Source organism: Serratia sp. BNK-33-b (genome assembly GCF_048684565.1).
Classification (GTDB): Bacteria; Pseudomonadota; Gammaproteobacteria; order Enterobacterales; family Enterobacteriaceae; genus Serratia; species Serratia marcescens.
Genome location: NZ_JBLQTZ010000001.1, coordinates 2270533 through 2293210 on the forward strand (window position 1 = coordinate 2270533; position 22678 = coordinate 2293210).

Consider the following 22678-nt stretch of genomic DNA (forward strand, 5'->3'; position numbering starts at 1 on the left):
CGGGCACGGAGAAATAAAAAACCCCGGCCATGGCTGGCGGGGCTTGGGGATACGTCGTTAGCTGTTGCGCACCCGTGCAGCCCGCCATTGCGTGGCGGTTGCGGTGGTGGTGGTGAGGGCGTGCGCGATGCGATTCATGCCATTGATAATGCGCGGTGGCGAGGGGAACGTCAAGGGTCGCTCCCCACACTCTCAGCCGGTGAAAATATGCGCTTGCCCCATCACGTTGAGACTGACCTGCGCCCCGGGCCGCAGGCCTTCGCGGCTGACGGTTTTGATCTCGAGCTGCGCGCCGTCGGCGGCCATTTGCAGATTGAGGGTGGAGACGAAGCCGGCGAAATCGATGCTGGTGATCACCGCCTGGCCGCGCTGCGCCGGATCGGACAAACCGATTTGAATCTGCTCCGGGCGCAACATGATGCGCGCCGGGCCGCTGCGTTGGCGATCGTCGACGGCGATGCGCCCCAGTGCGCAGTCGGCCCAGCCGTGCGCCAGTTCGGCGGTCAACACCAGCGTTTCGCCAAGGAAGCTGGCGGTCGGTTCATCGACCGGGCGCAGATAAAGATCCTGCGGCGCGCCCACCTGCGCCAGCCGGCCATTGCGCATCACCGCCACCTGATCGGCGAACGACAGCGCCTCGCTCTGATCGTGGGTGACCAGGATCGACGCTACTTTGGCCTCCGTCAGCAGTTCGGCCACCGCTTTTCGGGTGGCGGCGCGCAGGCCGGTATCCAGCGCCGAGAACGGCTCGTCCAGCAGCATCAGCCGGGGTTGCTGCGACAGAGCGCGCGCCAGCGCGACCCGCTGCTGCTGCCCGCCGGACAGTTCATGCGGCCACAGGGCCGCCAGACGGCGATCCAGCGCCACCATCTCCATTAACGCCTCGATGCGCCGCTGTTTCTCGCGCTTGCCGCCTTTGAGGCCAAAACCGATGTTGCCGGCGACGGTAAAGTGCGGGAACAGCGCGCCATCCTGCGGAACGAAACCGATGCCGCGCAGATGCGCAGGCACCCAGCCGCCGCCGTTGCCCATGGCTTGTCCCTGCAGCAGGATCTGGCCGCCGTCGGGGATTTCAAAGCCGGCGATGATGCGCAGCAGAGTGGTTTTGCCGGAGCCGGAAGGGCCGACGATCGCCGTGCGGCTGCCGGCGGTAACCTGCAGGTCAATGTGTTCCAGCACTCTGATGGCGTTGTAAGATTTTCCGATACCGTGCAGTTCGAGCGTGCTCATAGTCCCGCCGTGCGTTTAGATTGAGAATAAAGAAGCCAGGTGAGCGGCAATGACAGCGCCACCATAATCAGCGCATAAGGTGCGGCGGCGACGTAGTCTATCTCGCTGGTCAGCGCCCAGAAGCCGGTGGCCAGCGTGCGGGTGCCGTTCGGCGCCAGCAGCAGCGTGGCGGTCAGTTCATTGGCGATCGCCAGGAATACCAGCGCCGCGCCCGCAGCGGCGCCCGGCGCCGCCAGCCGCAGCGTGGTGCTCCACAACGCCTGCGCCGGCGATTTGCCCAGGCTGCGCGCCACGTTTTCCAATTCCACCGGCGCCTGTGCGATACCGGCGCGCAGATTGATCAGCGCCCGCGGCATAAACATCAGCAGATACGCCAGCAGCAGGGTGATTTCGGTCTGGTAAATCGGCCGGAAGCTGTGAATGGTGATGGTCACCAGCGCCAGCGCCACCACGATGCCGGGCAGCGAGCTGGTCACGTAGTTGCAGCCTTCCAGCACCCGATACAGCCGGGCCGGATAGCGTACCGACAGCCAGGCCATCGGAATGGCGCACAGGGTGATCAGCAGCGCGCCGGCGGCGGACAGCGACAGCGTTTGCCACAGCGCGGGCCACAGATCGGCGTTGCGCCATACGTCGAGGCCGCCCAGCCACAGCCAGCGGGCCAGGGTAATGAAAGGCACGCCCAACGCCAGCGCAGTCAGCGCGATCGGCAGCAGCAGCGCCAGCGCGGCGAGCGGCGGCGAAAGGCGGCGCGGCGTTTGGCTGCGGGCGCTGCCGGAACCGACGCGGGCATAGCGTGCGCGGCCACGGCTTATCGCCTCAAGCAACAGCAGCCCCAGGCAGCACAGCACCAACACGCCGGCCAGCATGTTGGCCGCCGGGCCGTTGAAGGTCGACTGGAACTGATCGAAGATCGCGGTGGTGAAGGTATCGAAACGGATCATGGCGTACAGGCCATACTCCGCCAGCAAGTGCAACGCGATCAGCAGCGAGCCGCCCCAGACCGCCAGTTTCAGCTGCGGCAGCACCACGCGGAAAAACACCGCCGGCGGCCGGGAGCCGAGTGAGGTGGCGACGTCCTCGATACCGGGATCCAGGCGGCGCAGCACGGCGGCGGCAGGCAGGTAGATAAACGGAAAGTAAGCGAGCACCGAGATGAAAACGCCGGCGCCCAGGCCGTGCATCGACGGCACCAGGCTGATCCAGGCATAGCTTTGCACGAAGGCCGGCACCGCCAGCGGCGCGGTCGCCAATACCGCCCAGAGACGGCGGCCCGGCAGCGTGGTGCGTTCGGTCAACCAGGCCAGGGCCACGCCCAGCACGGCGCAGATCGGCAGCGTCAGCACCACCAACAGCAGGGTATTCAACAGCAGCTCCGCCACACGCGGGCGGAAAACCAGTGCTTTGACCGTTTGCCAGCCGGTTTCAACCGCCACGCCGATAACGAATCCCAACGGCAGCAGCGCCAGCAACGACAGCAACACGGCGCTGACCACCACGATCGCCCCTGGCCGCGGGTGACGGGGGACAACAGAATAACGCCGCGCGGTCTGCGCGGCGTGGGTACTCAGGTTTGACATAACGATCAAAAACTCTCGGTTTGCCGGCGGGCCTTACAGCAGGCCCGCCTCGGTCATCAGTTCGACAACTTTCTTACTGTTCAACTGCGCGGCGTCTACCTTCGGCGCGTCCAGATCTTTCAGCGGCACCAGTTTCGGGTTGGAGGCCGCGCCGACGCCGACGGCGTATTCGAAGGCGTTGTTGGTGCGCAAGATCTCCTGGCCCTGTTTGCCGGTGATCCACTTGATGAACGCCTGCGCCTGCTGCTGATGCTTGCTGGAAGCCAGCACGCCGCCGCCGGAGATGCTGACGAAGGCGCCCGGATCCTGATGTTTGAAGTAATACAGCTTGATGTTGTTGCTGTTCTCGCCGGTTTTCGCGCCGTCCACGAACGGGTAGTAGTGATAGATCACGCCGCTGTCGATCTGGCCGGCATTGACCGCTTTCATCACCGTGCTGTTGCCTTTATAGGCGGTAAAGTTGGTTTTCATCGCTTTCAGCCAGTCCAGCGTGGCTTTCTCGCCTTTCAGCTCCAGCAGCGCGCTGACGATCGCCTGGAAATCGGCGCCCGACGGCGAAGCGGCCCAGCGGCCTTTCCATTCCGGCTTGGCCAGATCCAGCAGTGACTTCGGCAGCTGCGCGTCGCTCAGTTTGGCCGGGTTATAAACAAACACGGTAGAGCGGGCGGCGATGCCGATCCAGCGGCCGTGGCTTGGGCGATATTGTGGTTCCACCTGGGCCAGCGTGGCGGCGTCCAGCGGGGCGAACAGCTTGGCGTTATCCACCAACACCATCGCCGGGGAGTTTTCCGTCAGAAACACGTCGGCAGGTGAAGCGCTGCCTTCCTGTACCAGTTGGTTGCCCAGTTCGCTGTCGCCGCCGTTGCGCAGCGTCACCTTGATGCCGGTGTCTTTGGTAAATCCGTCGACCCAGGATTTCACCAGATTCTCATGCTGGGCGTTATAAATAACGATGCCCTGGTCGGCGGAGGCCGCCTGAGCGCCAAAGGCCAGCATCATCGAGGAGGCGAGCAGGGCGACGGGGCCGAGAGATGAAATACGCAGCTTCATGCAGTTATCCTTTTTAGCGTTCGAATGAAGAAAACGAATATCGCCTGGCGAGCGCAAGCAGGCCGATTTTAGCCAAGAACATCAATAATGATAGTGAAAACGATTCGTATTAAATTATTTTTGACGATCGCTCACAAAATGAATTGCCCTAAGGATAAGTTAAGCTTCGGCTGGAATAATCTTGTATTGATTGCCTGAATTTATGTCACCGCCGGTTCACGGCGTTCCTGACGGCAATGCCGGTCTCCGCGTTTATCCTCGTGTTTTTCATCGTTCTGTCGCCAGTACTTCTTTGATAATGAAAGAAATTCAACACCGCTTTTGGTTATGACTCATAGCGATTAATGATTTAATTTATTCCACTGCCTCATTGCATATTAAACGCGATAAAACACTAATCAGGGATATCGACGTGAAATATTCATTTTATGGCAAGAAACTGGCTGGTTTAATCCTCCTGGCTTTTAACGCTACGGCTGCCCATGCCGCAGAGGTGCCGGCAGGCGTTAAACTGGCGGCGGTGCAAGAACTGGTGCGCGCCAACGGGTATGAACCGGCGACGCTGGATCCAAACCTGGCCGAAAGCAATGTGGAGTTCTACATCTTCAACGATCTGTTCGAAGGCTTGCTGCGCGTCGGAAAAGACGGTGAAGTGATCCCGGCACTGGCGCAGACGTGGGAGCATCAGGGCAACGTCTGGACTTTCCATCTGCGGCCGCAGGCCAAATGGTCGAACGGCGATCCGGTGACCGCCGACGATTTTGTATACAGCTGGCGGCGCCTCACCGATCCGAAAACCGCCTCGCCGTACGGCAGCTATCTGGCTTCGGCCTACGTGCTGAATGCGGCGGCGATCAACGCCGGCAGCAAACCGCCGAGCGAGCTGGGCGTCAAGGCGCTGGATGCGCACACTCTGCAGGTGACGCTGTCGGAGCCTAATTCCTATCTGCTCAAGCAACTGGTGCATTTCCCGGTTTTGCCGGTTAACCGCAAGGTGGTGGAGCAGTACGGCAAAAACTGGACGCAGCCGGCGCACTTTGTCGGCAACGGGGCGTTCCGCCTCAGCCAGTGGGTGGTGAACGAAAAGGTGGTGGTGGAACGTAACCCGCAGTATTGGGATAACGCCAATACCGTGCTCAACAAGGTCATCTTCTTGCCGATCCAGGGCTTCCCTGAAGTGGCGCGTTTTCGCGCCGGTGAGGTTGAATTGGGGTATACCACGCCGCCGGAGCTGTATCAGCAGCTGAAAAAAACGCTCGGCGAGCAACAGCTGGTGACCTATCCGCTGCTCTCCACCAGCTATTTCGCCTTCAACAACCGCCAGGCGCCGTTTAACGACGTGCGGGTGCGCCAGGCGCTGAACCTGGCGCTGGACAAAGAGATTATCGCCGGCAAAGTGTTGGGATACGGCCAGCAGCCGGCCTGGACCTTTACCCCAACCGGGGCGGGCGGCTATAGCCTGCAGCCCGGCGCCGCGGCCGGTTTGACGCCGGAACAACGCCACGCCCAGGCGAAGCAACTGCTGGCGCAGGCCGGTTTCAACGCCGAGCATCCGCTGCGCTTTACCGTGCTGTACAGCAATGACGCCACCATTAAGAAGATCGTCATCGCCGCCGCCGCCATGTGGAAAAAGAACCTCGGCGCAGAGGCCACCTTGCAAAGCCAGGAGCGCAAAGTCACGCTGGACAATATCAACCGCGGGCAGTACGGCGTGGCCTTTACCCGCTGGCTGGCGGATTACAACGATCCGTCTACTTTCCTGAACGTGTTCCGTTCCGACAGCAGCGAGAACAGCCCCAAATACCGCAATCCGGCGTACGATCGCATTCTGCATCAGGCGACGGCGGCGCCGACACCGCAGCAGGTGCAGCAATATTTCCAGCAGGCCGAGGCGGTGCTGGCCGTCGATACGCCGGTCGCGCCGGTGTACTACGAAGCCAACGCCACGCTCATCAAACCTTACGTGAAGGGGATCGACTTTACTCGTCAGGGCGCCTTATACGATAAAAACGTCTACATTCTCGAACACTGAAAAATAAAAAACGGCTGATTTATATCAGCCGTTTTTATAAATGGCCGTTTAATTAACATTATCCTAAATACTCCATAAACGACGGGCAATCTTTTCTTTCCGCCGGATAAAACAACGCCTATACTGCGCCGGTAGTTTATATGCAGTATCTCGTTTGGCGAGGCTCCTATACAAACACAGGTTACTGATCTGACGACATCGAGAGATGCCCAAGGTTAAGACAGGCTTTATCGGATTAAGGTTCAGCCCAAAGTAACTTCCGAGCAACAACTCGGATACGTTGTATAGTGCTAAAACCTGGACGCGGAGATAGGCAGTCTGCACTCCCTCTGTGGTTACGCCCCTATGCGATTCGCTGTTGAAGTTCACAACAGAAATAGGGACTGACAAAATGATCAAGTCACATCAATACTCTTCTTCTCCGGCGCTGAACGCGACTGAAACTCTCGACGAGACTTCGGTCGCCGGTTATATGAACGCCGATTTTATTACCGTTCCCGCAACGATGACGGTCAATCATGCCCGGGAATATTTACTTTCACAGCTCAAAACGGACGAAATTCCCAGCCGGGTATTTATTACCGCGGACGATTATCATCTGCGCGGCACACTGTCGGTGAAAAAACTGTTGCAGTGCGAAGAACAGGATAAAGCCGTCGGTGTAATGATGGATTACAGCTATTTCCAGGTTTCACCCGACGATGACCGTAACGACGTGGCGCATCTGCTGGGCAAAGGGGGGCTGGACGTGGTGCCGGTGGTGGCCAATAACACGCTGGTCGGCGTGCTGGGCGAGCGTGAGATCGCCCGGCTGGTCGAGGATGAAAACACCGAGGATGCACAACGCCAGGGCGCGAGCCTGCCGCTGGACAAGCCTTATCTGGAGACCAGCCCGTGGGCGCTGTGGCGCAAACGCTCGGTGTGGCTGCTGATGTTGTTCGTCGCTGAAGCCTACACCGGCAACGTGCTGAAAGCGTTTGAAGATCAGCTCGAAGCGGCGATTGCGCTGGCGTTCTTCATCCCGTTGCTGATCGGCACCGGCGGCAACAGCGGCACCCAGATCACCTCGACGCTGGTGCGCGCCATGGCGCTGGGCGAGGTCAGCCTGCGCAACCTGGGCGCGGTGATCCGCAAGGAGGTCACGACCTCGCTGCTGATCGCCGTCACCATCGGTCTGGCGGCCTGGGTGCGCGCCTGGATCATGGGCGTCGGCATGGAGGTGACGCTGGTGGTCAGCCTGTCGCTGGTGGCGATCACCGTGTGGAGCGCCATTGTTTCGTCGATCATCCCGATGCTGCTGAAACGTCTCGGCATCGATCCTGCCGTGGTGTCGGCGCCGTTTATCGCCACCTTTATCGATGGCACCGGCCTGATTATTTATTTCAAAATCGCCCAACACGTTTTGGGTATTTAAACCGCTCCGCCCGTAAAGGGCGGAAATGTGACAAACCTGAGGAGGACGTTAAAAACCATGGACGCCGACCAACCCCGATATTTAACGCAAGGGGATTTTATCGATAACATTTAACCTGAGGACAAAATAATGGGAAACATGACTATTTTTATGGGATTCCTGGCAATGATCAGCTCGCTGGGCCTGTTGGCGGCCTATATGAGCACCAAATGGGATGATTAATGAACGCTAAAGATCCGCCTAGATGCATCCTCCCCGTGATCGCTATTTATTATGGGGAGGATTTAGCGGCGCGCTGAACGCGCAGCCTAAAACGGGAGTTGATAATAATGACGATTCTTATTCTGGGATTGCTCTACGCCATTTTAATGATTTCGGTGGGGGTGAATGAGATTTATTTTTATTCCACCGGAAAATCCAATTTTCTTACTAGCCTCATGCTGACTTTCTCTGGCAGTATGCTGCTGATCGCCTTTGTCTGGCAATTATCCTCTAAAGTAAAAAAATAAATCACCGTCCGAATGTGAGCTGCATCATGCAAAATGAAAAACAGGCCGTGGCCAGAAACTCGATGATCGCCAGCGGGTTGCTGGCCACGGGCAAATTCGTCGCCGGCATTTTTACCGGCAGTATTGGCCTGATATCCGAAGGGATCCACTCTTTCACCGATTTTATCGCCACCAGCATCACCTGGCTGGCGGTGCGCATCAGCGATAAACCCGCCGATGACGATCACCACTTCGGCCACGGCAAGGTGGAAAACCTGGCGGCGCTGTTCGAGGTGTTGCTGTTGCTCGGTGCCGCCGGTTGGATCGTCTACGAGGCGGGCAGCAGCCTGCTTGGGCAGCCGCATGAGATCGTCGCGGCGCCGGTGGTGATCGCGGTGCTGCTGATTTCCATCTGCGTCGATTTTTTCCGCGTGCGGGCGCTCAACCGCGTCGCCAGGGCGACCGACAGCGCGGCGCTGGAGGCGGATGCGCTGCATTTCTTCTCCGACATGCTTTCGTCCGGCGTGGTGCTGCTGGGCATGGTGTTTGTGCTGCTGGGCTTTGGCCGTGCGGACGCCATCGCCGCGCTGATCGTCGCCGGTTTTATCTTTGTCGCGGCAATCAAACTGGGTAAACGCTCCTTCGACTCGCTGATGGATGCCGCGCCGGCCGGAGCCACCGAGGCGATTCGCGCCACGCTGGACAGCTTCCCGGCGGTGCTGGCCTGCGACAGCGTGCGTATTCGCAACGCCGGCGCCGTACTGTTTGTCGAGATCACGGTGGCGGTGTGCCGCACCTTGCCGCTGGAGCGCATCGATGCGCTCAAGCGAGAAATCGTCGAACGACTGCGGGAGCAGTATGCCAAGGCGGAGTTTACCGTCATCGCGGTGCCGCAGACCCGCAGCGACGAAGACATGGCGACGCGCATTCGGGCGATCGCCGCCAATCACGGCGCGCAGGTGCAGAACGTCACCTTGCAGCAGTTGCCGACGCGCATGGCGATCGGCATGGATCTGGCGGTGCCGGCCAACGCCAGCGTGGCGCAGGCGCATGATATCGCCACGGAGATAGAAGGGATCCTACGTCAGGCGATCGGCGAGGACACCGAGATAGAGACCCATCTGGAGCCGCAGACGCCGCACTGGCTGGCCAGCGAGGATGTTTCCGCCGCCGAGCTGGCCGATATCCGGCTGATTTTGCAGTCGGCGCTGGAGCAGGGGGATAAGGTGCAAGACGTGCACAACATCCGGGCGCGCAGAACCGACGGCGGCATCATCGTCAACTTCCACTGCCGGGTGTCGCCGGCGGTAACCATCGCCGCCGCGCACGATGCGGTCGATCGGGTCGAGCGGCGGCTGCGCGCGCTTTATCCGGCCATCTCACGCGCGATAGGGCACGTCGAGCCGATCAAGCCCGGCGTCTGAATCAGCTCGGCCAACTGCGGATAGAGCGCCGCGTTGGCCAGCAGCAGCGGGTTGCCGCGTCGCAGCCCGTTGTGGTGCATAAAGTCATTCGTCACGCCGCCGGCTTCGCGCGTCAGCACCAGCCCAGGCAGGCTGTCCCAGGCGTTCATGTGCGGTTCGTAATAGCCCAGCAGCCGTCCGGCGGCCACCTGGGCGGTCATCAACGCGCCGGAGCCGCTGCGCACAAACATCCCTCCCGTCTGCAGCAGGCGACAGAGAAAGCCGCTGAATTCCGCCGCCGAAGCGCGCGGTGAAATCCCGACGCCCATCACGCCATCCGCGACGCTGCGCCCGGCATGCACGGCGATCGGTTCCCCGTTCAGGAAAGCGCCTTGGCCGCGACAGGCGCGGAACATCTCGCGGTGGTTGGGATCGTAGACCACGCCGATCGTCGGCTCACCGTCGATCACCACGCTTATCGCGATACACCAGGTATGCAGCCCGTTCAGGAAGCAGGCGGTGCCGTCGATCGGATCGACGACCCATACGCAGGAGGCGTTATCGTCGGTGCCGCCGCTTTCCTCGCCGAGAAAACCGTCCTGGGGAAACCGGCGATTGATCATGCGGCGGATCAGCGCTTCGACGCGGCGGTCGGCTTCGCTGACCACGTCCTGCAGGCCCTGTTTAAACTCGACGGCCAGACTTTGCCGCCGTTGATAAAAGCTGAAGGCGAGATCGGCGGCGGCGCGGGCGATCTCGCGTGCAAAGCGGTAGCGCGCCTCGATGTCCCGTGGGGAAAGTGAAGTCATGGCAGGCAGTATTCCAAACAAAGTTTAGTGTGCAGGGTGCCATAGTCAGATGACAATACGGTGTCTATTCCTGCTTGATTTCAGGCTTGATTTGATTTATTTACTTTACTGTAAAGTAAATTTAATTGTTAAACGTACCATCAAAGCATCCGTCAGCAAGATAATCAGAGGGGTCAGGCATGCTAGCGCATTTTTTCATCTTTCGACCGGTGTTTGCGGCCGTGCTGGCCATCTGCATTATGGCTGCGGGTGCTCTGGCGCTCTGGACATTGCCGATTGAGCAATATCCCGACATCGCGCCACCTGGTGTCACGGTGACAGCCAATTACCCCGGTGCTTCGGCCAAAACGGTAGAGGACAGCGTGACTCAGATTATCGAACAACAAATTAAAGGCATCGATGGCCTGTTGTATTTCTCATCAACCAGCAGTTCGGCGGGCCAGGCTCGCATCAGCCTTAGCTTCGAACAACAAACCGATCCGGACATTGCTCAGGTTCAAGTGCAAAATGCGGTCAATCAAGCAACGTCGCGATTGCCGCAAGAAGTGCAGCAGCAAGGCATCACTGTGACTAAATCGCAGGGTGATAGCCTAATGGTGGTTGCCCTGTACGACACGCAAGGCCGTATGGACAGCGTTGATATCAATGATTTTCTGGTCAGTTCGCTGCAAGATCCGCTGAGCCGGGTGGATGGCGTCGGGGAGACGACGGTGTTTGGTGCCCAATATGCTATGCGCATTTGGCTCAATCCGATCAAACTGAGCGGCTATGGTTTGATGCCGTCTGACGTGCAGGTCGCCATCGAAGCGCAAAATGCCCAGGTCACCAGCGGTGAGATCGGAGCCTTGCCTACGATGGAAGGCCAGTCGTTGAACGCGACCGTGACCGCACAATCGCGGCTGGAAACGCCGGAACAGTTTGAGGATATTATTCTGCGTACCAATACCGACGGTTCGGCGGTGTATTTGCGCGATGTTGCTCGTGTTGAAATCGGGGCGGAAAACTATCAAAACCAAACGCGCCTCAATGGTCACCCGGCGGCGGGTATTTCGATTCAGTTGGCTTCCGGCGCCAATGCGCTGGAGGTGGCAGAGCGGGTACGGGCCGAAGTGAATCGCAGGGCCCCGCAGTTTCCACCGGGGTTGCAGGTGGCTTATCCACGAGACAGCACGCCGTTCGTACTGGTTTCCATTGAAGGCGTCGTACAAACGCTGTTGGAAGCGATCGCGCTAGTGATTGTGGTGATGTATCTGTTTTTGCAAAATTGGCGCGCCACGTTGATCCCCGCCATTACGGTACCCGTAGTGTTGCTCGGCACCTTCGGTGTTTTGGCGCTGTTGGATTACAGCGTAAACACCTTGACACTGTTCGCCATGGTGCTCGCGATCGGCCTGTTGGTAGATGACGCGATTGTGGTGGTTGAAAACGTTGAGCGCGTGATGGAGGAGGCGCAATTGCCACCGCGCGAGGCGACGTTGCTTTCGATGCGGGAGATCAATGGCGCTCTGATCGGCATCGCGCTGGTACTTTCGGCGGTATTTATTCCAATGGCATTTTTCGGCGGTTCAACCGGGATGATCTACCGACAGTTTTCCATCACGCTGGTCGCGGCTATGGTGCTGTCGGTTTTAGTTGCGTTGACCTTGACGCCGGCACTGTGTGCCGGTTTGCTGAAACCGCCGGTGCACCGGCCGCGCAGCCGTTTTTTTCGCGGCTTTAACCGCCTGGTGGAATACGGGCAGCGGCGTTATGGACTGGGATTGAACCATGTGATGGCGCGCAAGGGGCGTTTTTGCCTGTTGGCGCTGCTGCTGGTTAGTTTCATGATCTGGCAATATCTGCGTATGCCTACCGGTTTTCTTCCGGTTGAGGATCAGGGCTCGGTAATGGTCCAGTTTTCTCTGCCGCCAGGTGCCCCGATGGCCAGAACGCAACAGACTGCTGACGCTATCGCCGACTATTTCATGACCGCCGAGCGGGACAACCTGAATGTAATCTTCATGGTTGTCGGGCGCAATAACGCCGGCAGTGGTCAGAATGTCGGTATGGCGTTTGCCGAACTGAAACATTGGTCGCTACGCAGCGGTGATGAAAATAACGCGCAGGCGATTATTAGCCGCGCCAATCGCCATTTCAAAAGCTATCGTGACGCGCAGATCAATGTGTTGTCGCCGCCGGCGGTGCGCGGGTTGGGGCAGTCCAGTGGATTTGAATTGTGGTTACAAGATCAAAACGGCGTCGGGCATGACGCGCTGCAAGCTGCTCAGAGGCAGGTGATCGCCGCCGCCACCGAAGATCCGTTGTTAACGGCGGTGCGCATAAACGGCCTCGAAGATAAAGCGCAATTGCAGGTCGATATCGATCAGCAAAAAGCTAGCGCACAAGGGCTGCAGCAGGCTGACATCACTAACACGCTTTCTGCCGCATGGGGAGGTGCTTATATTAACGATTTTATCGATCGCGGCCGCGTGAAGCGGGTCTACATGCAGGGGGATGCGGCCTGGCGCTCGGCGCCGGATGATATCGATAGTTGGTTTGTACGTGGTGAAAGCGGCAGCATGGCGTCCTTTGCCAGCTTCGCGACTACGCGTTGGCTCTCAGGCCCACAAATGCTTCAGCGCTTTAACGGGCTGTCGGCCACGCAGTTACAGGGGACGGCAGCCGAGGGAGAAAGCTCCGGCACCGCGATGGCGCGTATGCAGAGTATCATCGGCGATATAGACGGCTACCGCCTTGAGTGGAGTGGGCTCTCATATCAGGAGCAATTGGCCGCCGGGCAAACACTGATGGTGTATCTAGCTTCGGTGTTGTTCATTTTCCTCTGTCTTGCCGCGCTGTATGAGAGTTGGTCTATTCCGTTGTCTGTGATGCTGATCATTCCCCTCGGGATTATCGGAGCCGTTGTTGCCGCACGCCTTGCGGGGTATGAAAACGATATTTACTTCCAGGTGGGAATGTTGACGACGATTGGTCTGGCGGCGAAAAACGCGATCCTGATCGTCGAGTTTGTTGAAACACAGCTAAAAACGGGATCCGCTTTGTTGCAGGCGACATTGGAAGGGGCGCGATTGCGTCTGCGGCCCATCGTGATGACTTCATTGGCGTTTGTCGCTGGTGTAATCCCGCTGGCGCTTTCTGTCGGTGCCGGGGCCGCCAGCCGGCGCGAAATCGGTATTGCTGTGATAGGAGGCATGATTTCTGGCACACTGCTGACATTATTGTTCGTACCGCTGTTTTTTGTTCTGACTAAACAAGGGTTGGCACGACTTAAAGCGCGAAAATGAGCCTCTGGGCAGGGGAGATAATATGATCAACCGTCAACCGGGAAGGCCGATGAAGGCCAGGCCGCGGATACTGGAAACCGCCAGCGTTCTGTTTTTGCAGCAGGGCTTGGACATCTCTTTGGACGAGATAGCCAACGAGGCGGGAACCACCCGTCAAACCTTATATAACCATTTCCCGAGCAAGGATGCCTTGGTGTTGGAGACGTTCAACCATCTTATCGAAAAGATGCAGCCGCCAATTGCCAGCATTCTGGCACAGGAGAGTGTGGATTTACCGCAGGTGTTGGCACGTTTCGCCTCGGTGGTTCAGGCGCATTTTTTCAGCGTTGAGAACGTGCATTTTCAGCGGTTGCTGGTGCAACTACTATTGCAGAAACCTGAGTTGTACGCCACGTTGCGCGAACGCAATGCCGGGCGGGTGCTTCAGGCGTTAGTGAGGATATTGGAACAGGCGCGGCAGCATGGGCAAATCCAATTTGTCCATGCGCAGCCGCAGGCGATGGCATTTCTGGGCGCGGTTATGGGGTATCCGTTGCCCGCGGTTTTGCTATCCGACCAGTGGCCGACGCCGGAACAATTGCAACACATGACCGAAGCGGCTATCACCGCGTTTCTTTTGGCCTGGCAATATTCGCCGTCTGCCATTACCGAATAACGAAAGAGAACGTGAGCCTGGTGCTTTGTTGCATATGTAGAGCCTCGGCTGGTATCGCCGCCCGCCAAAACGCCAGCCCGCGCGGATTATCCTGGCTGACTGACAGCGACCAACCGCCGGGATGCCGAGCGAACAAGGCGCGGGCAGCCCGTTGCCCCATCCCGTTGCGTCGCCATTCGGGCTTGATGTAGAACTCCGCCATTTCGACGGTGGCGCTATCGAGACGCCTGACCAACGCGAACCCGGCCGTTTGCCGATCGCTCAACATCAAATAGGGGTAGCGGCCGGCCTCGCGCCAGTAGAGCGGCAAATAGGGGTAATCCCCATCGACGCCCAGCTCGCGAAGGCAATCGGACAGCATGGCCGCCAGCAGCGGCCGCTGCGCGAGCGAGGCTTGCTCAAGGGAAAATGCCATGTCGCACTCCGTCAAAAAACAGGGCGCCGGATGGCGGCCTGTCAAGGTTAGCCCAGATTCAACCGGGCGGTGATGTCGGCAATCTCGCGGCGCCAGCGCGCCTGAAGCTCCGGTTTCTGGTGCTTCGGCTTGCGCGCCAGATCGGCCTCCAGTTTGCTTTCGAGGGCAAACAGGGCGGTCAACAGCGCTTCTTCGCCTTTCAATCGCTCGTCCGGCGTTGGGGTATCTGCATCGGCCTTGCCCGCCGTCGGCAGAGCCGGCGTTTCGCCCGCCAGGCGCTGATACACCGGCGCCAGATCGTGCCACTCCTCCAATTTTTGCTGGTCGATCAGCCAAAAGCGGTTGCAGCTCTGTTCGATCAGCATCCGATCGTGGGTGACCAGCATGACGGCGCCGGGGAACTGACGCAACGTTTCCGCCAGCTCCTCTTTGCCGGCCATATCCAGGTGGTTGGTGGGCTCGTCCAGCAGCAGCAACGAATGGTTGGCCAGCGTCAGGCCGACAAACAGCAACCGTGAACGCTCGCCGCCGCTCAACGAACGGATCTGCTGATGGTGGCGCAGGTAAGGGAACCCGGCGCCGATCAGCGCCATTTTCCGCTGTTCCTCGGTCAGCGGCGCGAACTGCGCCAGCGCTTCGCTCAACGTGTCTTCATCGCGCAGCTGCTGCAGGCTCTGATCGTAATAGCCGATGCGCACCCGCGGATGGAACAGCGCCGGACGCTGCGTTTGTTGCTGATACTCGCGCCACAGCAGACGCAGCAGCGACGATTTGCCGCAGCCGTTGCGCCCAACGATGGCGATGCGATCGCCGCTTTTCACGCGCAGATGTTCGAGGTTGAACAGCACCGGCGCATCCGGCGCCGGGCGCACCGCCCAGTGCGGCAGCGCCAGCAGACGATCGGCGTCCAGCGCTTCTCCCTGCAGCCGCAGCCGCCACGGGCTGCCGGCGGTCAGGGTGGTCTGTTCTTCCTTCAACCGATCGACGCGCTTTTCCATTTGCTTGGCCTTGCGCGCCAGATCTTCGTTGTCGTAGACCTTGCCCCAGACCGCCAGCCGTTTAGCGCTTTTTTCCACCCGGTCGATCTCTTTTTGCTCGGCGTGGCGCCGCTGTTCGTCCGCGGCGTCCTGTTCCGCCAGCGCGGTGCGCGCCGCAGAGCAGGGCAACCGGAAGAACTGCAGCGTTTTGTCGCGCAGGATCCAGGTGCAGTTGGTCACCTGATCGAGCAGATGGCGGTCGTGTGACACCAGCACGAAACTGCCGTTCCAGCTTCGCAAGAACTGTTCCAGCCACAGCAGTGTGGGCAGATCCAGGTGGTTGCTGGGTTCGTCGAGCAGCAGCAGGTCGGGCTGGCGGATCAGCGCACGCGCCAACAACAGCCGCGTATGTTGGCCGCCGCTGAGGGTGCCGGCGGTCAATGTCCAGCTCTCTGATTCAAATCCCAGCTCCGCCAGTAAGGCTTCGCAGCGCCAGCGCTCGCTGAGGTGTTGGCCCGCAGGCAACTGCGCCAGCACGGCATCCAGCAGGGAGCAGGCGTGCAGTTCAGGCGGCAGGTGCTGTTCGATGCGCGCCATCAGACATTGATGTGACAATGTCACTGTTCCGGTGTGCGCAGGCAGGGCGCCGCTGAGGATTTGCAGCAGGGTGCTTTTGCCGCAGCCGTTATCGCCGATCAAACCGATGCGGTCGCCTTTTTTCAGGCTGAAGGATATCTCGCTCAGCAGGACGCCGAACGCGTTGTCGTAACCGACAGATTGTGCAGACAGTAATGTGCTCATTGCTTACTCAAGAGTTACAGGCATGGCAATGCCTATCGTCAAACATCGCTGACGACAACCCGGTAAGCCGGAGGGAAGATCCTGGATTTTAGTAAGCTTCGCTCAAGCTGGGTTATCGCAGCACGATACCGGTAATGCTTGAGCGGCGACGATTACCAAAGAAGTGTGAGTGAAAAACCAATTCACACGTCAGCATAGTAAGTCTCCTTTTATTGGTTGCAGGTTAATCGGTGGCAGGAGTATAGAGCGCTTTACGCCGCGCCGCCAGTAAAAGCGCCTGAATAATCAGCAAGCTAAGGAGAGCGCGGGCGCGTGGCACACAATGGGAATAATTACGGTATTTCGGCCGACATTAAGCAGCTATTATAATTAGCGTTTATGGTTAAGCGACGGTTCATCCGCCGCCTGTTCGTCTGTCTATCAGATAATGATGCTGAGCACTGAATTTATGTTAAAGCCTCGCCCGTTCCTCCTGTTGTTATTATTGCTGTTGGGTTTGCAGCTGACGCCGTTCGGCGCCGTCGCCGCCACTCAGGACGATCCCGCCGCTGAAAGCGCGCCCGATCCCGCTACGCAGCTGAAAGCCGCGCAAAAGCAGTTGGACAGCATGAAGCAGCTGGTTTCCAAAGCGACGACCGACACCCAGCTCAGCAAGCTGCGGTTGGCGACGGACGATCTGGTCGCCAGCATGGACAAACTCGCTACCGATCTGCAGCCGCTGCAGGAAAAACTGCAGGCGCAGCTGGACGTGCTGGGGCCGGCCCCGGCGGCGGGCGCGCTGCCGGAAACCCCGGCCGTCGCCCAGCAGCGCAATGCGCTGAACAACAGCAAGAAGCAGTTGGACGATGCGGTAAAACGCGCGCAGGCCATCAAGACCAGCGCCTTCGACCTGGGCCAGCAGATCAGCGATCTGCGCCGGGTGGCGTTCAAAACCCAGCTGGCGCTGAACACCGGCAGCATTTTGGGCGTCAAATTCTGGACGCCGGTGGTGCAGCCGTCAGCGGATGATGGGCAGCGGCTGGACCAGTTCAATGCCGAGATGAAAGCGGCCTGGGACGCCAGTTGGCAGGATGAATGGCGTTACGGCACGCTGGCGCTGCTGGCGCTGGCGGTGATCGTCTGGTCCTGGGGGCGCTATTTGTCCGAGCGTTTTCTTGCCTGGGTCAGCATTCGCTTCCTGCCGGACGGGCGCCTGCGCCGCAGCTTTATGGCGATCATCACCGTGGCAGTGACGGTATTCACTACCTCGATCGCGCTGAACCTGCTGTATTACGTCTTTATCCGCGTGCAGCCGCTGCCGGTGATGCTGGAAGACTTCGCCGAAGGCTTTAACCGTCTGGGGATTTTCTGCGCGCTGATCGCCGGGTTGGGGCGTGCGGCGCTGTCGCTGAATCGTCCGTCGTGGCGTCTGGCTTCGCTGGACAATGAAGTGGCCGCCGGGCTGCGTTACTTCTCGCCGCTGCTGGCCGGTCTGGCGCTGGCGTTCGGCACCGTGGAGCTGATCAACAACGTCGTCAGCGCCTCATTGGCCACCACCATCTTCGGCAATGGCCTGGTGGCGGGGCTGATCGGCATGGTGCTGCTGGCGGCGCCGCTGCGCGGCCAGCGCATTCGTCGCCGTCTGGAGCAGCAGGGCGCGCACCTGGAAAAACGCACGCTGGTCGGCGGGCTGGTGCACATCGTCACCCTGGTCTGTTCGGTGGTGATCCTGCTTTCCCTGCTCATCGGCTACATTGCCTTCGCCCGTTTCCTGACCTACCAGCTGATCTGGGTGGTGCTGGTGCTGATGGCGTTCTACTTCATGGTGCTGTTCGCCACTGACCTGTGCGCCGCGCTGTTTTCGCCGCAGACCGTCAGCGGCAAGATGCTGAAGAAAACGCTCAGCTTCAAGGACCGCCACCTGGAACAGATGTCGATCATCACCACCGCGCTGGCCAAATGTTCGCTGTTGCTGTTGATGATTGTCGCGTTGTTCAACGGTTCGTTTGGCAGCACCACGCCGGGTTCGCTGATGGAGAAAATCGTCTCCATCCTGACCGGCGAAGGGTTGCAGCGTTTCAACATCGTGCCAGGCAACCTGCTCAACGCCGTGATCTGCCTGGCGATCGGCATCTACATTCTGCGCGCGGTACGGCGCTGGCTGGGCTCTGAGCTGTTGCCGAAAACCATCACGGACGTCGGCATCCGCGCCTCGCTGGTGACGCTGTTCAGCAATATCGGCTATGTGCTGGTGATTCTGATCACCCTGGCGGCGCTGGGCATCCAGTGGAGCAACCTGGCGTGGATCGTCAGCGCTCTGTCGGTCGGCATCGGTTTCGGTTTACAGGAGATCGTGAAGAACTTTATTTCCGGCCTGATCCTGCTGACCGAGCGCCCGGTGAAGGTCGGGGATATGATCGGCATCGGCGGCGTGGAAGGCGACGTGCGGCGCATCAACGTGCGCGCCACCGAAATCCAGCTCAGCGACCGTTCCACCATGATCGTACCGAACTCGCAGCTGATCTCGCAGAACGTGCGCAACGCCACCATGGGCAACGCGCAAGGCGTGGTGACCATCGCGTTGACGTTCCCGACCTCCATCGATCCGGAGCAGGTGCGCAATATCTTGCTCAGCGCCTATAACGAGTACGAAACCATTCTGGATACGCCGGCGCCTTACGTGCGCTTCAGCCAACTGGGGCCGGACGGCATTATCCTGAGCGTGACCGGCTACGTGCCGAGCCCGCGCATGGTTGGCGCCACCAAGAGCGAACTGCTGTTCAATATCCTCAAGCTGCTGCGCGCGCAGGAAGTGAGCCTGTCCAGCCCGCAGGAAGTGGTGTTTATGAAGCAGCAGGCGACGCGATATCAGGCCAACGAAGAGGAACACTCCTCCTAGCGCCGGTCTGAGGCGGCGGGCCGTTAAGCGACGGCCCGCCGAGCGCGGCTAGTACATCGATGGTTCCACCGATTGCGAGCAGTCGCTATTGGCGCTGGATTTGGTGCAGGTGTAAGGTTCATTCGGCGATGCCGAAGGCGCATTCGATGGGCCGCCGCCGCCGATACAACCGCTCAGCACCAACGTCAAAAACACGAGAATTATCTTCTTCATCTCACCGTCCTCCATTGCGATTCCTCCTTTAAGTATATGCAGGGAAAGCGAACGGCACCGTTCGCCGCTGCGATCTATACTCCCTTGATGCCGTGTCGATGCTCAACCTCGGCGAATGAGGGGAGAAAGATGCAAACCGACGACGATTTGACCCGCTTTGCCGCGCAGGGCGCGCCGCCGTTGCCGCCCGGTTCCTGGCAGGGTTTTGTCGAACACGACGGCGCACACATCTGGTATGCGGCCTATGGCGCTGACCCGACGGTGATCCTGCTGCACGGCGGCCTGGGCCACAGCGGCAACTGGGGGTATCAACTGCCGGCGCTGCTGGCCGCCGGGTATGGCGTGCTGATCATCGACAGCCGCGGGCACGGGCGCAGCACGAGCGACGCCCGGCCATACCGTTACGATCGCATGGCCGATGATCTGTTGGCGGTAATGGACGCGTTGCGGATCCCGCACGCCGCGCTGGCGGGCTGGAGCGATGGCGCCTGTGTTGCGCTTATCGCCGCCCACCGGGCGCCGCAGCGGGTGGACGGCGTTTTTTTCTTCGGCTGTAATATGGACGCCAGCGGCGTTAAACCGCCCGCGTCCAACCCCATCGTTGAGCGCTGTTTTGCGCGTCATGCGCAGGACTATGCCGCCTTGTCGCCGACGCCGGATGACTTCGATGCGTTCGTCGCCGCCGTGAGCCTGATGATGAGCAGCCAGCCGGACTACCGCGCACAGGAATTAGCGGCCATTCGCGTGCCGGTGACGGTTGTTCACAGCGAACACGATGAGTTTATCCGCGCCGAACATGCCGCCTACCTGAGCGACAGCATCCCCGGCGCCCGTCTGGTGACGCTGCCGGGTGTCAGCCACTTCGCGCCGCTGCAGCGGCCGGCATTGTTCAACCGCGCGCTGTTGGATTTTCTCGCCGGTGTGATGTGTCGCAAGGCGTTTTGAGGGTCGGCGCAAAGAAAACGGGCGCCAAACGGCGCCCAAGGCGTGACAGGTTAGAAATCGACCGTCGCCTGCAGGCTCAGGCTGCGCGGTTCACCCTCAATCACGCGTAAGTTACCGGCGCTGGAGGCATAGTATTCGCGGTTGAACAGGTTTTTCACATTCAGTTTCAGCTGAGTATGTTTCCCCAGCAGCTTGCTGTCCCAGGCGACAAAGGCATCCGCCACGGTATAGGCCGGCATGGTGAAACTGTTCTCTGGATCGCCGGCGCGGCGGCCGACGTAGCGCGCGCCGCCGCCAATGCGCACCTCGCCGGGCACCACCGGCAATGTCATGCGGTGGCTGAGGTACAGGCCGCCCATGTTGGTTGGGGCGTTGACCAGCCGATTGCCGACGTTGTCCGGGTTGAGGTTGTCTTCGACAATTTCGGTTTTATCGTAGCTGTAGTTGGCGGTGAGATCCCAGTTGCGCGCCACTTCGCCGTTCAATTCCAGTTCGACGCCGGTGGAACGCGCTTTGGGGATACTGCGGGTCACGCCGTTGATAAAGATCGACATGTTGCTTTCATCGATGCGATAGAGCGCCAGCGTGGCGTCAAACGCCGGGGTGATCTGCCATTTTCCGCCTACCTCATAGGTGGTGCCGGTTTCCGGCGTGGCGACATCGCCATTGTCGTCGATGGCGGTGGACGGCGTGAACGAACGGCTGTAATTGCCGTACAGCGACAGACTCGGCGTCAGCTTATACACCAACCCCGCCTGCGGCAAAAACTGGTCGTCTTTGTCATTGAGCGTATTTTTTGGTTTCTGGAAACCGTTGCTGTTGTTCTGGTAATACGACTGATAGCGCGCGCCCAGCACCGCGATCCATTGATCGGTGAGATGAATGCTGTCCTTGGCGTACAGGGAACGGCTGAACAGCGTGGCGCGCAGGTTGCTTGACGCGTCACTGTAAGTGGTGCTGTCGGTGACCGGCGTTTCGCCATACACCGGATCGTACATGTTGAAGGTCTTCGAGACCTTGCCGCGATAGGAATAGGCTTTGTAGGTCTGATTCTTCTCGTAGTCCACGCCCAGCAGCAGGTCGTGCTGCATGCCGAACAGCTGCGGCGAGCCGGTCAGATCCCAGGAGTAATAGTGGGTTTGATGATTGAAACCGCGGTTGGCGTCGGCGCGGCGCGAGACGATGCCGGTCGTGGTGTCGACCGCGGTGGCGCGCACTTCGTTGCTGTCGTAACGGCGTTGCAGCCAGGCGTAGTTGAAGCGGGTCGTCCAGATCGGATCCAGCGCGTACTCATAATGGGCGTTCAGACGTTTGTTCTTGCCCCAGGCATGGTTAGCGTAGTCATCCAAGCGGCGGTTATAGGGCACATCGACCGGCTTGCCGTCGATAAATGCGGTGCCGCGATCGTAAGGAATGTCGTACTTGTATTCGCTGTAGGCGATGTTAAAGGAAGCCTGGTCGCCGAACCAACTGAGCGAGGGGGCGACCAGCGTGTGTTCGTCGCTGCCGAAATTGCGCCAGTAATCTGCGTGCTGGCGTTCGGCGATCAGGCGAAAGGCGAAGCCGCCGCCCAGCGGGCCGGTCACATCGACGCTGCCGCTGCCGCCGCCAACACTGTTGGTGGCGCCGCTGATGCGGGTGTTCCAGTCATACTGCGGTTTTTTGCTGATCAGGTTGATGACGCCGCCGGGGCTGAGGATGCCATACAGCAGCGACGCGGAACCTTTCAGGACCTCGACGCGATCGGTGGTGGCGTCCATGCTCAGTCCCTGGTTGCTGCGCACGCCATCGATGAAGACCGAGCCGTCGGAGTTAACCCCGAACCCGCGTTTGACGAAGCCATCCTCCGTGCCGCCGAGCGTGTTGCCCTGGGTGACGCCGCTGACGAACTTCATCGCGTCATTGACGCTTTTGACCTGGAAGTCGTCAATGACCTGAGAGGTGACGACGCTGACCGATTGCGGCACCTCGGCGATCGGCGCGGCGGTCTTGCCGGCGGTCGAGGCAGTGTCGGCGCTATAGCTGCCGGAAGGCTGGGCCGCGGCGGTCACCGTAATGGATTCCTCCGTTTTTGCGCCGGGCGCGGCGGCGATCGCCAGCGCGGGGAACAAACCGGCAAACAGGGGCAGCGCGTGAAGAACGTGATTTTTATTTCTTTGAGTGGGGGGGCGAAGAACTGACTGGTGCATATAATTCCGTGAAAAATAATAAATAGTAACGATTATCATTATAATTATCATTTATGCATTTTGAATAGTGGGCAATGCCTGTATCCCTTCACTGCACGATTTAATTTTGTCTTTACAGTAAAAGACGGCGATTTTGCCGGTAAAAAATCGGCTGGGTGGTAATAACGATCGTAGTGACGGGAGAGTCACGACAGTTTGTTCGCCAGATAGGTGATTACTGTCAATATATTGATACACAAATATATTTTTCCTAGATGAATAAACAGATGTCCGGGCCGGCAAAACTGGCAATAATAGGCGAGTCGGCCGCTTATC

Annotated in this window: 17 protein-coding genes and 1 riboswitch; of the genes, 9 read left to right on the forward strand and 8 right to left on the reverse strand. The window is 59.4% G+C overall.

The window, feature by feature from the left end; all coding sequences use genetic code 11:
* Positions 1-192: 192 nt before the first annotated feature.
* Genes ACMGGK_RS10860 through ACMGGK_RS10870 form a run of 3 tightly spaced genes read right to left on the reverse strand, consistent with a single transcriptional unit; the run spans position 193 to position 3860 of the window.
* Positions 193-1230, reverse strand: coding sequence for an ABC transporter ATP-binding protein (locus ACMGGK_RS10860; RefSeq protein ID WP_337055290.1), 1038 nt, complete (start codon positions 1228-1230; stop codon positions 193-195).
* Complete coding sequence (locus tag ACMGGK_RS10865; protein WP_031299659.1) at positions 1227-2810, reverse strand: ABC transporter permease; 1584 nt, start codon at positions 2808-2810, stop codon at positions 1227-1229. Before ACMGGK_RS10865 ends, ACMGGK_RS10860 begins: the two co-directional genes overlap by 4 nt.
* 33 nt (positions 2811-2843) lie before the next feature.
* Positions 2844-3860: an iron ABC transporter substrate-binding protein gene (locus ACMGGK_RS10870; RefSeq protein ID WP_004938115.1), complete on the reverse strand. Its 1017-nt coding sequence runs from the start codon at positions 3858-3860 to the stop codon at positions 2844-2846.
* A 412-nt stretch (positions 3861-4272) separates the two neighbouring features.
* On the opposite strand from ACMGGK_RS10870, the gene ACMGGK_RS10875 reads away from it, so the two are divergent.
* The 5 genes from ACMGGK_RS10875 (at position 4273) to ACMGGK_RS10895 (ending at position 9218) form a co-directional block, all read left to right on the forward strand.
* Positions 4273-5892, forward strand: a complete 1620-nt coding sequence (locus tag ACMGGK_RS10875) for an ABC transporter substrate-binding protein (protein WP_420276880.1) — start codon at positions 4273-4275, stop codon at positions 5890-5892.
* A 142-nt stretch (positions 5893-6034) separates the two neighbouring features.
* A riboswitch (M-box (ykoK) riboswitch) is annotated at positions 6035-6208 on the forward strand.
* Positions 6209-6283: 75 nt separating this feature from the next.
* Positions 6284-7306, forward strand: a complete 1023-nt coding sequence (locus tag ACMGGK_RS10880) for a magnesium transporter (protein ID WP_049299317.1) — start codon at positions 6284-6286, stop codon at positions 7304-7306.
* 129 nt (positions 7307-7435) lie between these two features.
* Complete coding sequence (gene mgtS, locus ACMGGK_RS10885; RefSeq protein WP_004938109.1) at positions 7436-7528, forward strand: protein MgtS; 93 nt, start codon at positions 7436-7438, stop codon at positions 7526-7528.
* Positions 7529-7635: 107 nt separating this feature from the next.
* A complete protein-coding gene (locus ACMGGK_RS10890) occupies positions 7636-7815 on the forward strand; it encodes a hypothetical protein (RefSeq protein WP_004938106.1) in 180 nt (59 codons plus the stop codon).
* Between the two features lie 26 nt (positions 7816-7841).
* Complete coding sequence (locus ACMGGK_RS10895) at positions 7842-9218, forward strand: cation diffusion facilitator family transporter (RefSeq protein ID WP_049299315.1); 1377 nt, start codon at positions 7842-7844, stop codon at positions 9216-9218.
* Here the strand turns inward: ACMGGK_RS10895 and ACMGGK_RS10900 are convergent.
* Positions 9161-10006, reverse strand: coding sequence for an inositol monophosphatase family protein (locus tag ACMGGK_RS10900; protein ID WP_049299313.1), 846 nt, complete (start codon positions 10004-10006; stop codon positions 9161-9163). The genes ACMGGK_RS10895 and ACMGGK_RS10900 overlap by 58 nt on opposite strands.
* 179 nt (positions 10007-10185) lie before the next feature.
* Here ACMGGK_RS10900 and ACMGGK_RS10905 point away from each other — a divergent pair, with 179 nt between their 5' ends.
* A complete protein-coding gene (locus ACMGGK_RS10905; protein WP_016927644.1) occupies positions 10186-13290 on the forward strand; it encodes an efflux RND transporter permease subunit in 3105 nt (1034 codons plus the stop codon).
* 22 nt (positions 13291-13312) lie between these two features.
* Positions 13313-13945, forward strand: a complete 633-nt coding sequence (locus ACMGGK_RS10910; RefSeq protein ID WP_028127437.1) for a TetR/AcrR family transcriptional regulator — start codon at positions 13313-13315, stop codon at positions 13943-13945.
* On the opposite strand, the gene ACMGGK_RS10915 is transcribed toward ACMGGK_RS10910, so the two are convergent.
* Positions 13935-14360 (reverse strand): GNAT family N-acetyltransferase, encoded by a 426-nt coding sequence (locus ACMGGK_RS10915; protein WP_049299312.1) that lies wholly within the window; start codon positions 14358-14360, stop codon positions 13935-13937. The genes ACMGGK_RS10910 and ACMGGK_RS10915 overlap by 11 nt on opposite strands.
* A gap of 47 nt (positions 14361-14407) precedes the next feature.
* Positions 14408-16138 carry an ABC-F family ATP-binding cassette domain-containing protein gene (locus ACMGGK_RS10920; protein WP_151254557.1) on the reverse strand — a complete coding sequence of 577 codons (1731 nt, stop codon included), beginning with the start codon at positions 16136-16138 and terminating at the stop codon, positions 14408-14410.
* Between the two features lie 448 nt (positions 16139-16586).
* Between ACMGGK_RS10920 and ACMGGK_RS10925 the strand changes: the two genes are divergently transcribed.
* Entirely contained in the window at positions 16587-19016 is a 2430-nt protein-coding gene (locus ACMGGK_RS10925) for a DUF3772 domain-containing protein (protein WP_420276881.1), read from the forward strand.
* A gap of 48 nt (positions 19017-19064) precedes the next feature.
* On the opposite strand, the gene ACMGGK_RS10930 is transcribed toward ACMGGK_RS10925, so the two are convergent.
* Positions 19065-19229, reverse strand: a complete 165-nt coding sequence (locus ACMGGK_RS10930; RefSeq protein ID WP_420276882.1) for a hypothetical protein — start codon at positions 19227-19229, stop codon at positions 19065-19067.
* 129 nt (positions 19230-19358) lie between these two features.
* Between ACMGGK_RS10930 and ACMGGK_RS10935 the strand changes: the two genes are divergently transcribed.
* A complete protein-coding gene (locus ACMGGK_RS10935) occupies positions 19359-20174 on the forward strand; it encodes an alpha/beta fold hydrolase (RefSeq protein ID WP_049299308.1) in 816 nt (271 codons plus the stop codon).
* Positions 20175-20224: 50 nt separating this feature from the next.
* On the opposite strand, the gene ACMGGK_RS10940 is transcribed toward ACMGGK_RS10935, so the two are convergent.
* A complete protein-coding gene (locus ACMGGK_RS10940) occupies positions 20225-22285 on the reverse strand; it encodes a TonB-dependent siderophore receptor (protein ID WP_049299306.1) in 2061 nt (686 codons plus the stop codon).
* Between the last annotated feature and the right edge of the window lie 393 nt (positions 22286-22678).

Excerpts from the sequence above, each read along its gene's own strand:
- ACMGGK_RS10860 (WP_337055290.1), bottom strand. The coding sequence starts at position 1,230 with ATGAGCACGCTCGAACTGCACGGTATCGGAAAATCTTACAACGCCATC.
- ACMGGK_RS10865 (WP_031299659.1), bottom strand. The coding sequence starts at position 2,810 with ATGTCAAACCTGAGTACCCACGCCGCGCAGACCGCGCGGCGTTATTCT.
- ACMGGK_RS10870 (WP_004938115.1), bottom strand. The coding sequence starts at position 3,860 with ATGAAGCTGCGTATTTCATCTCTCGGCCCCGTCGCCCTGCTCGCCTCC.
- ACMGGK_RS10880 (WP_049299317.1), top strand. The coding sequence starts at position 6,284 with ATGATCAAGTCACATCAATACTCTTCTTCTCCGGCGCTGAACGCGACT.
- mgtS (WP_004938109.1), top strand. The coding sequence starts at position 7,436 with ATGGGAAACATGACTATTTTTATGGGATTCCTGGCAATGATCAGCTCG.
- ACMGGK_RS10890 (WP_004938106.1), top strand. The coding sequence starts at position 7,636 with ATGACGATTCTTATTCTGGGATTGCTCTACGCCATTTTAATGATTTCG.
- ACMGGK_RS10895 (WP_049299315.1), top strand. The coding sequence starts at position 7,842 with ATGCAAAATGAAAAACAGGCCGTGGCCAGAAACTCGATGATCGCCAGC.
- ACMGGK_RS10900 (WP_049299313.1), bottom strand. The coding sequence starts at position 10,006 with ATGACTTCACTTTCCCCACGGGACATCGAGGCGCGCTACCGCTTTGCA.
- ACMGGK_RS10905 (WP_016927644.1), top strand. The coding sequence starts at position 10,186 with ATGCTAGCGCATTTTTTCATCTTTCGACCGGTGTTTGCGGCCGTGCTG.
- ACMGGK_RS10910 (WP_028127437.1), top strand. The coding sequence starts at position 13,313 with ATGATCAACCGTCAACCGGGAAGGCCGATGAAGGCCAGGCCGCGGATA.
- ACMGGK_RS10915 (WP_049299312.1), bottom strand. The coding sequence starts at position 14,360 with ATGGCATTTTCCCTTGAGCAAGCCTCGCTCGCGCAGCGGCCGCTGCTG.
- ACMGGK_RS10920 (WP_151254557.1), bottom strand. The coding sequence starts at position 16,138 with ATGAGCACATTACTGTCTGCACAATCTGTCGGTTACGACAACGCGTTC.
- ACMGGK_RS10925 (WP_420276881.1), top strand. The coding sequence starts at position 16,587 with ATGTTAAAGCCTCGCCCGTTCCTCCTGTTGTTATTATTGCTGTTGGGT.
- ACMGGK_RS10930 (WP_420276882.1), bottom strand. The coding sequence starts at position 19,229 with ATGAAGAAGATAATTCTCGTGTTTTTGACGTTGGTGCTGAGCGGTTGT.
- ACMGGK_RS10935 (WP_049299308.1), top strand. The coding sequence starts at position 19,359 with ATGCAAACCGACGACGATTTGACCCGCTTTGCCGCGCAGGGCGCGCCG.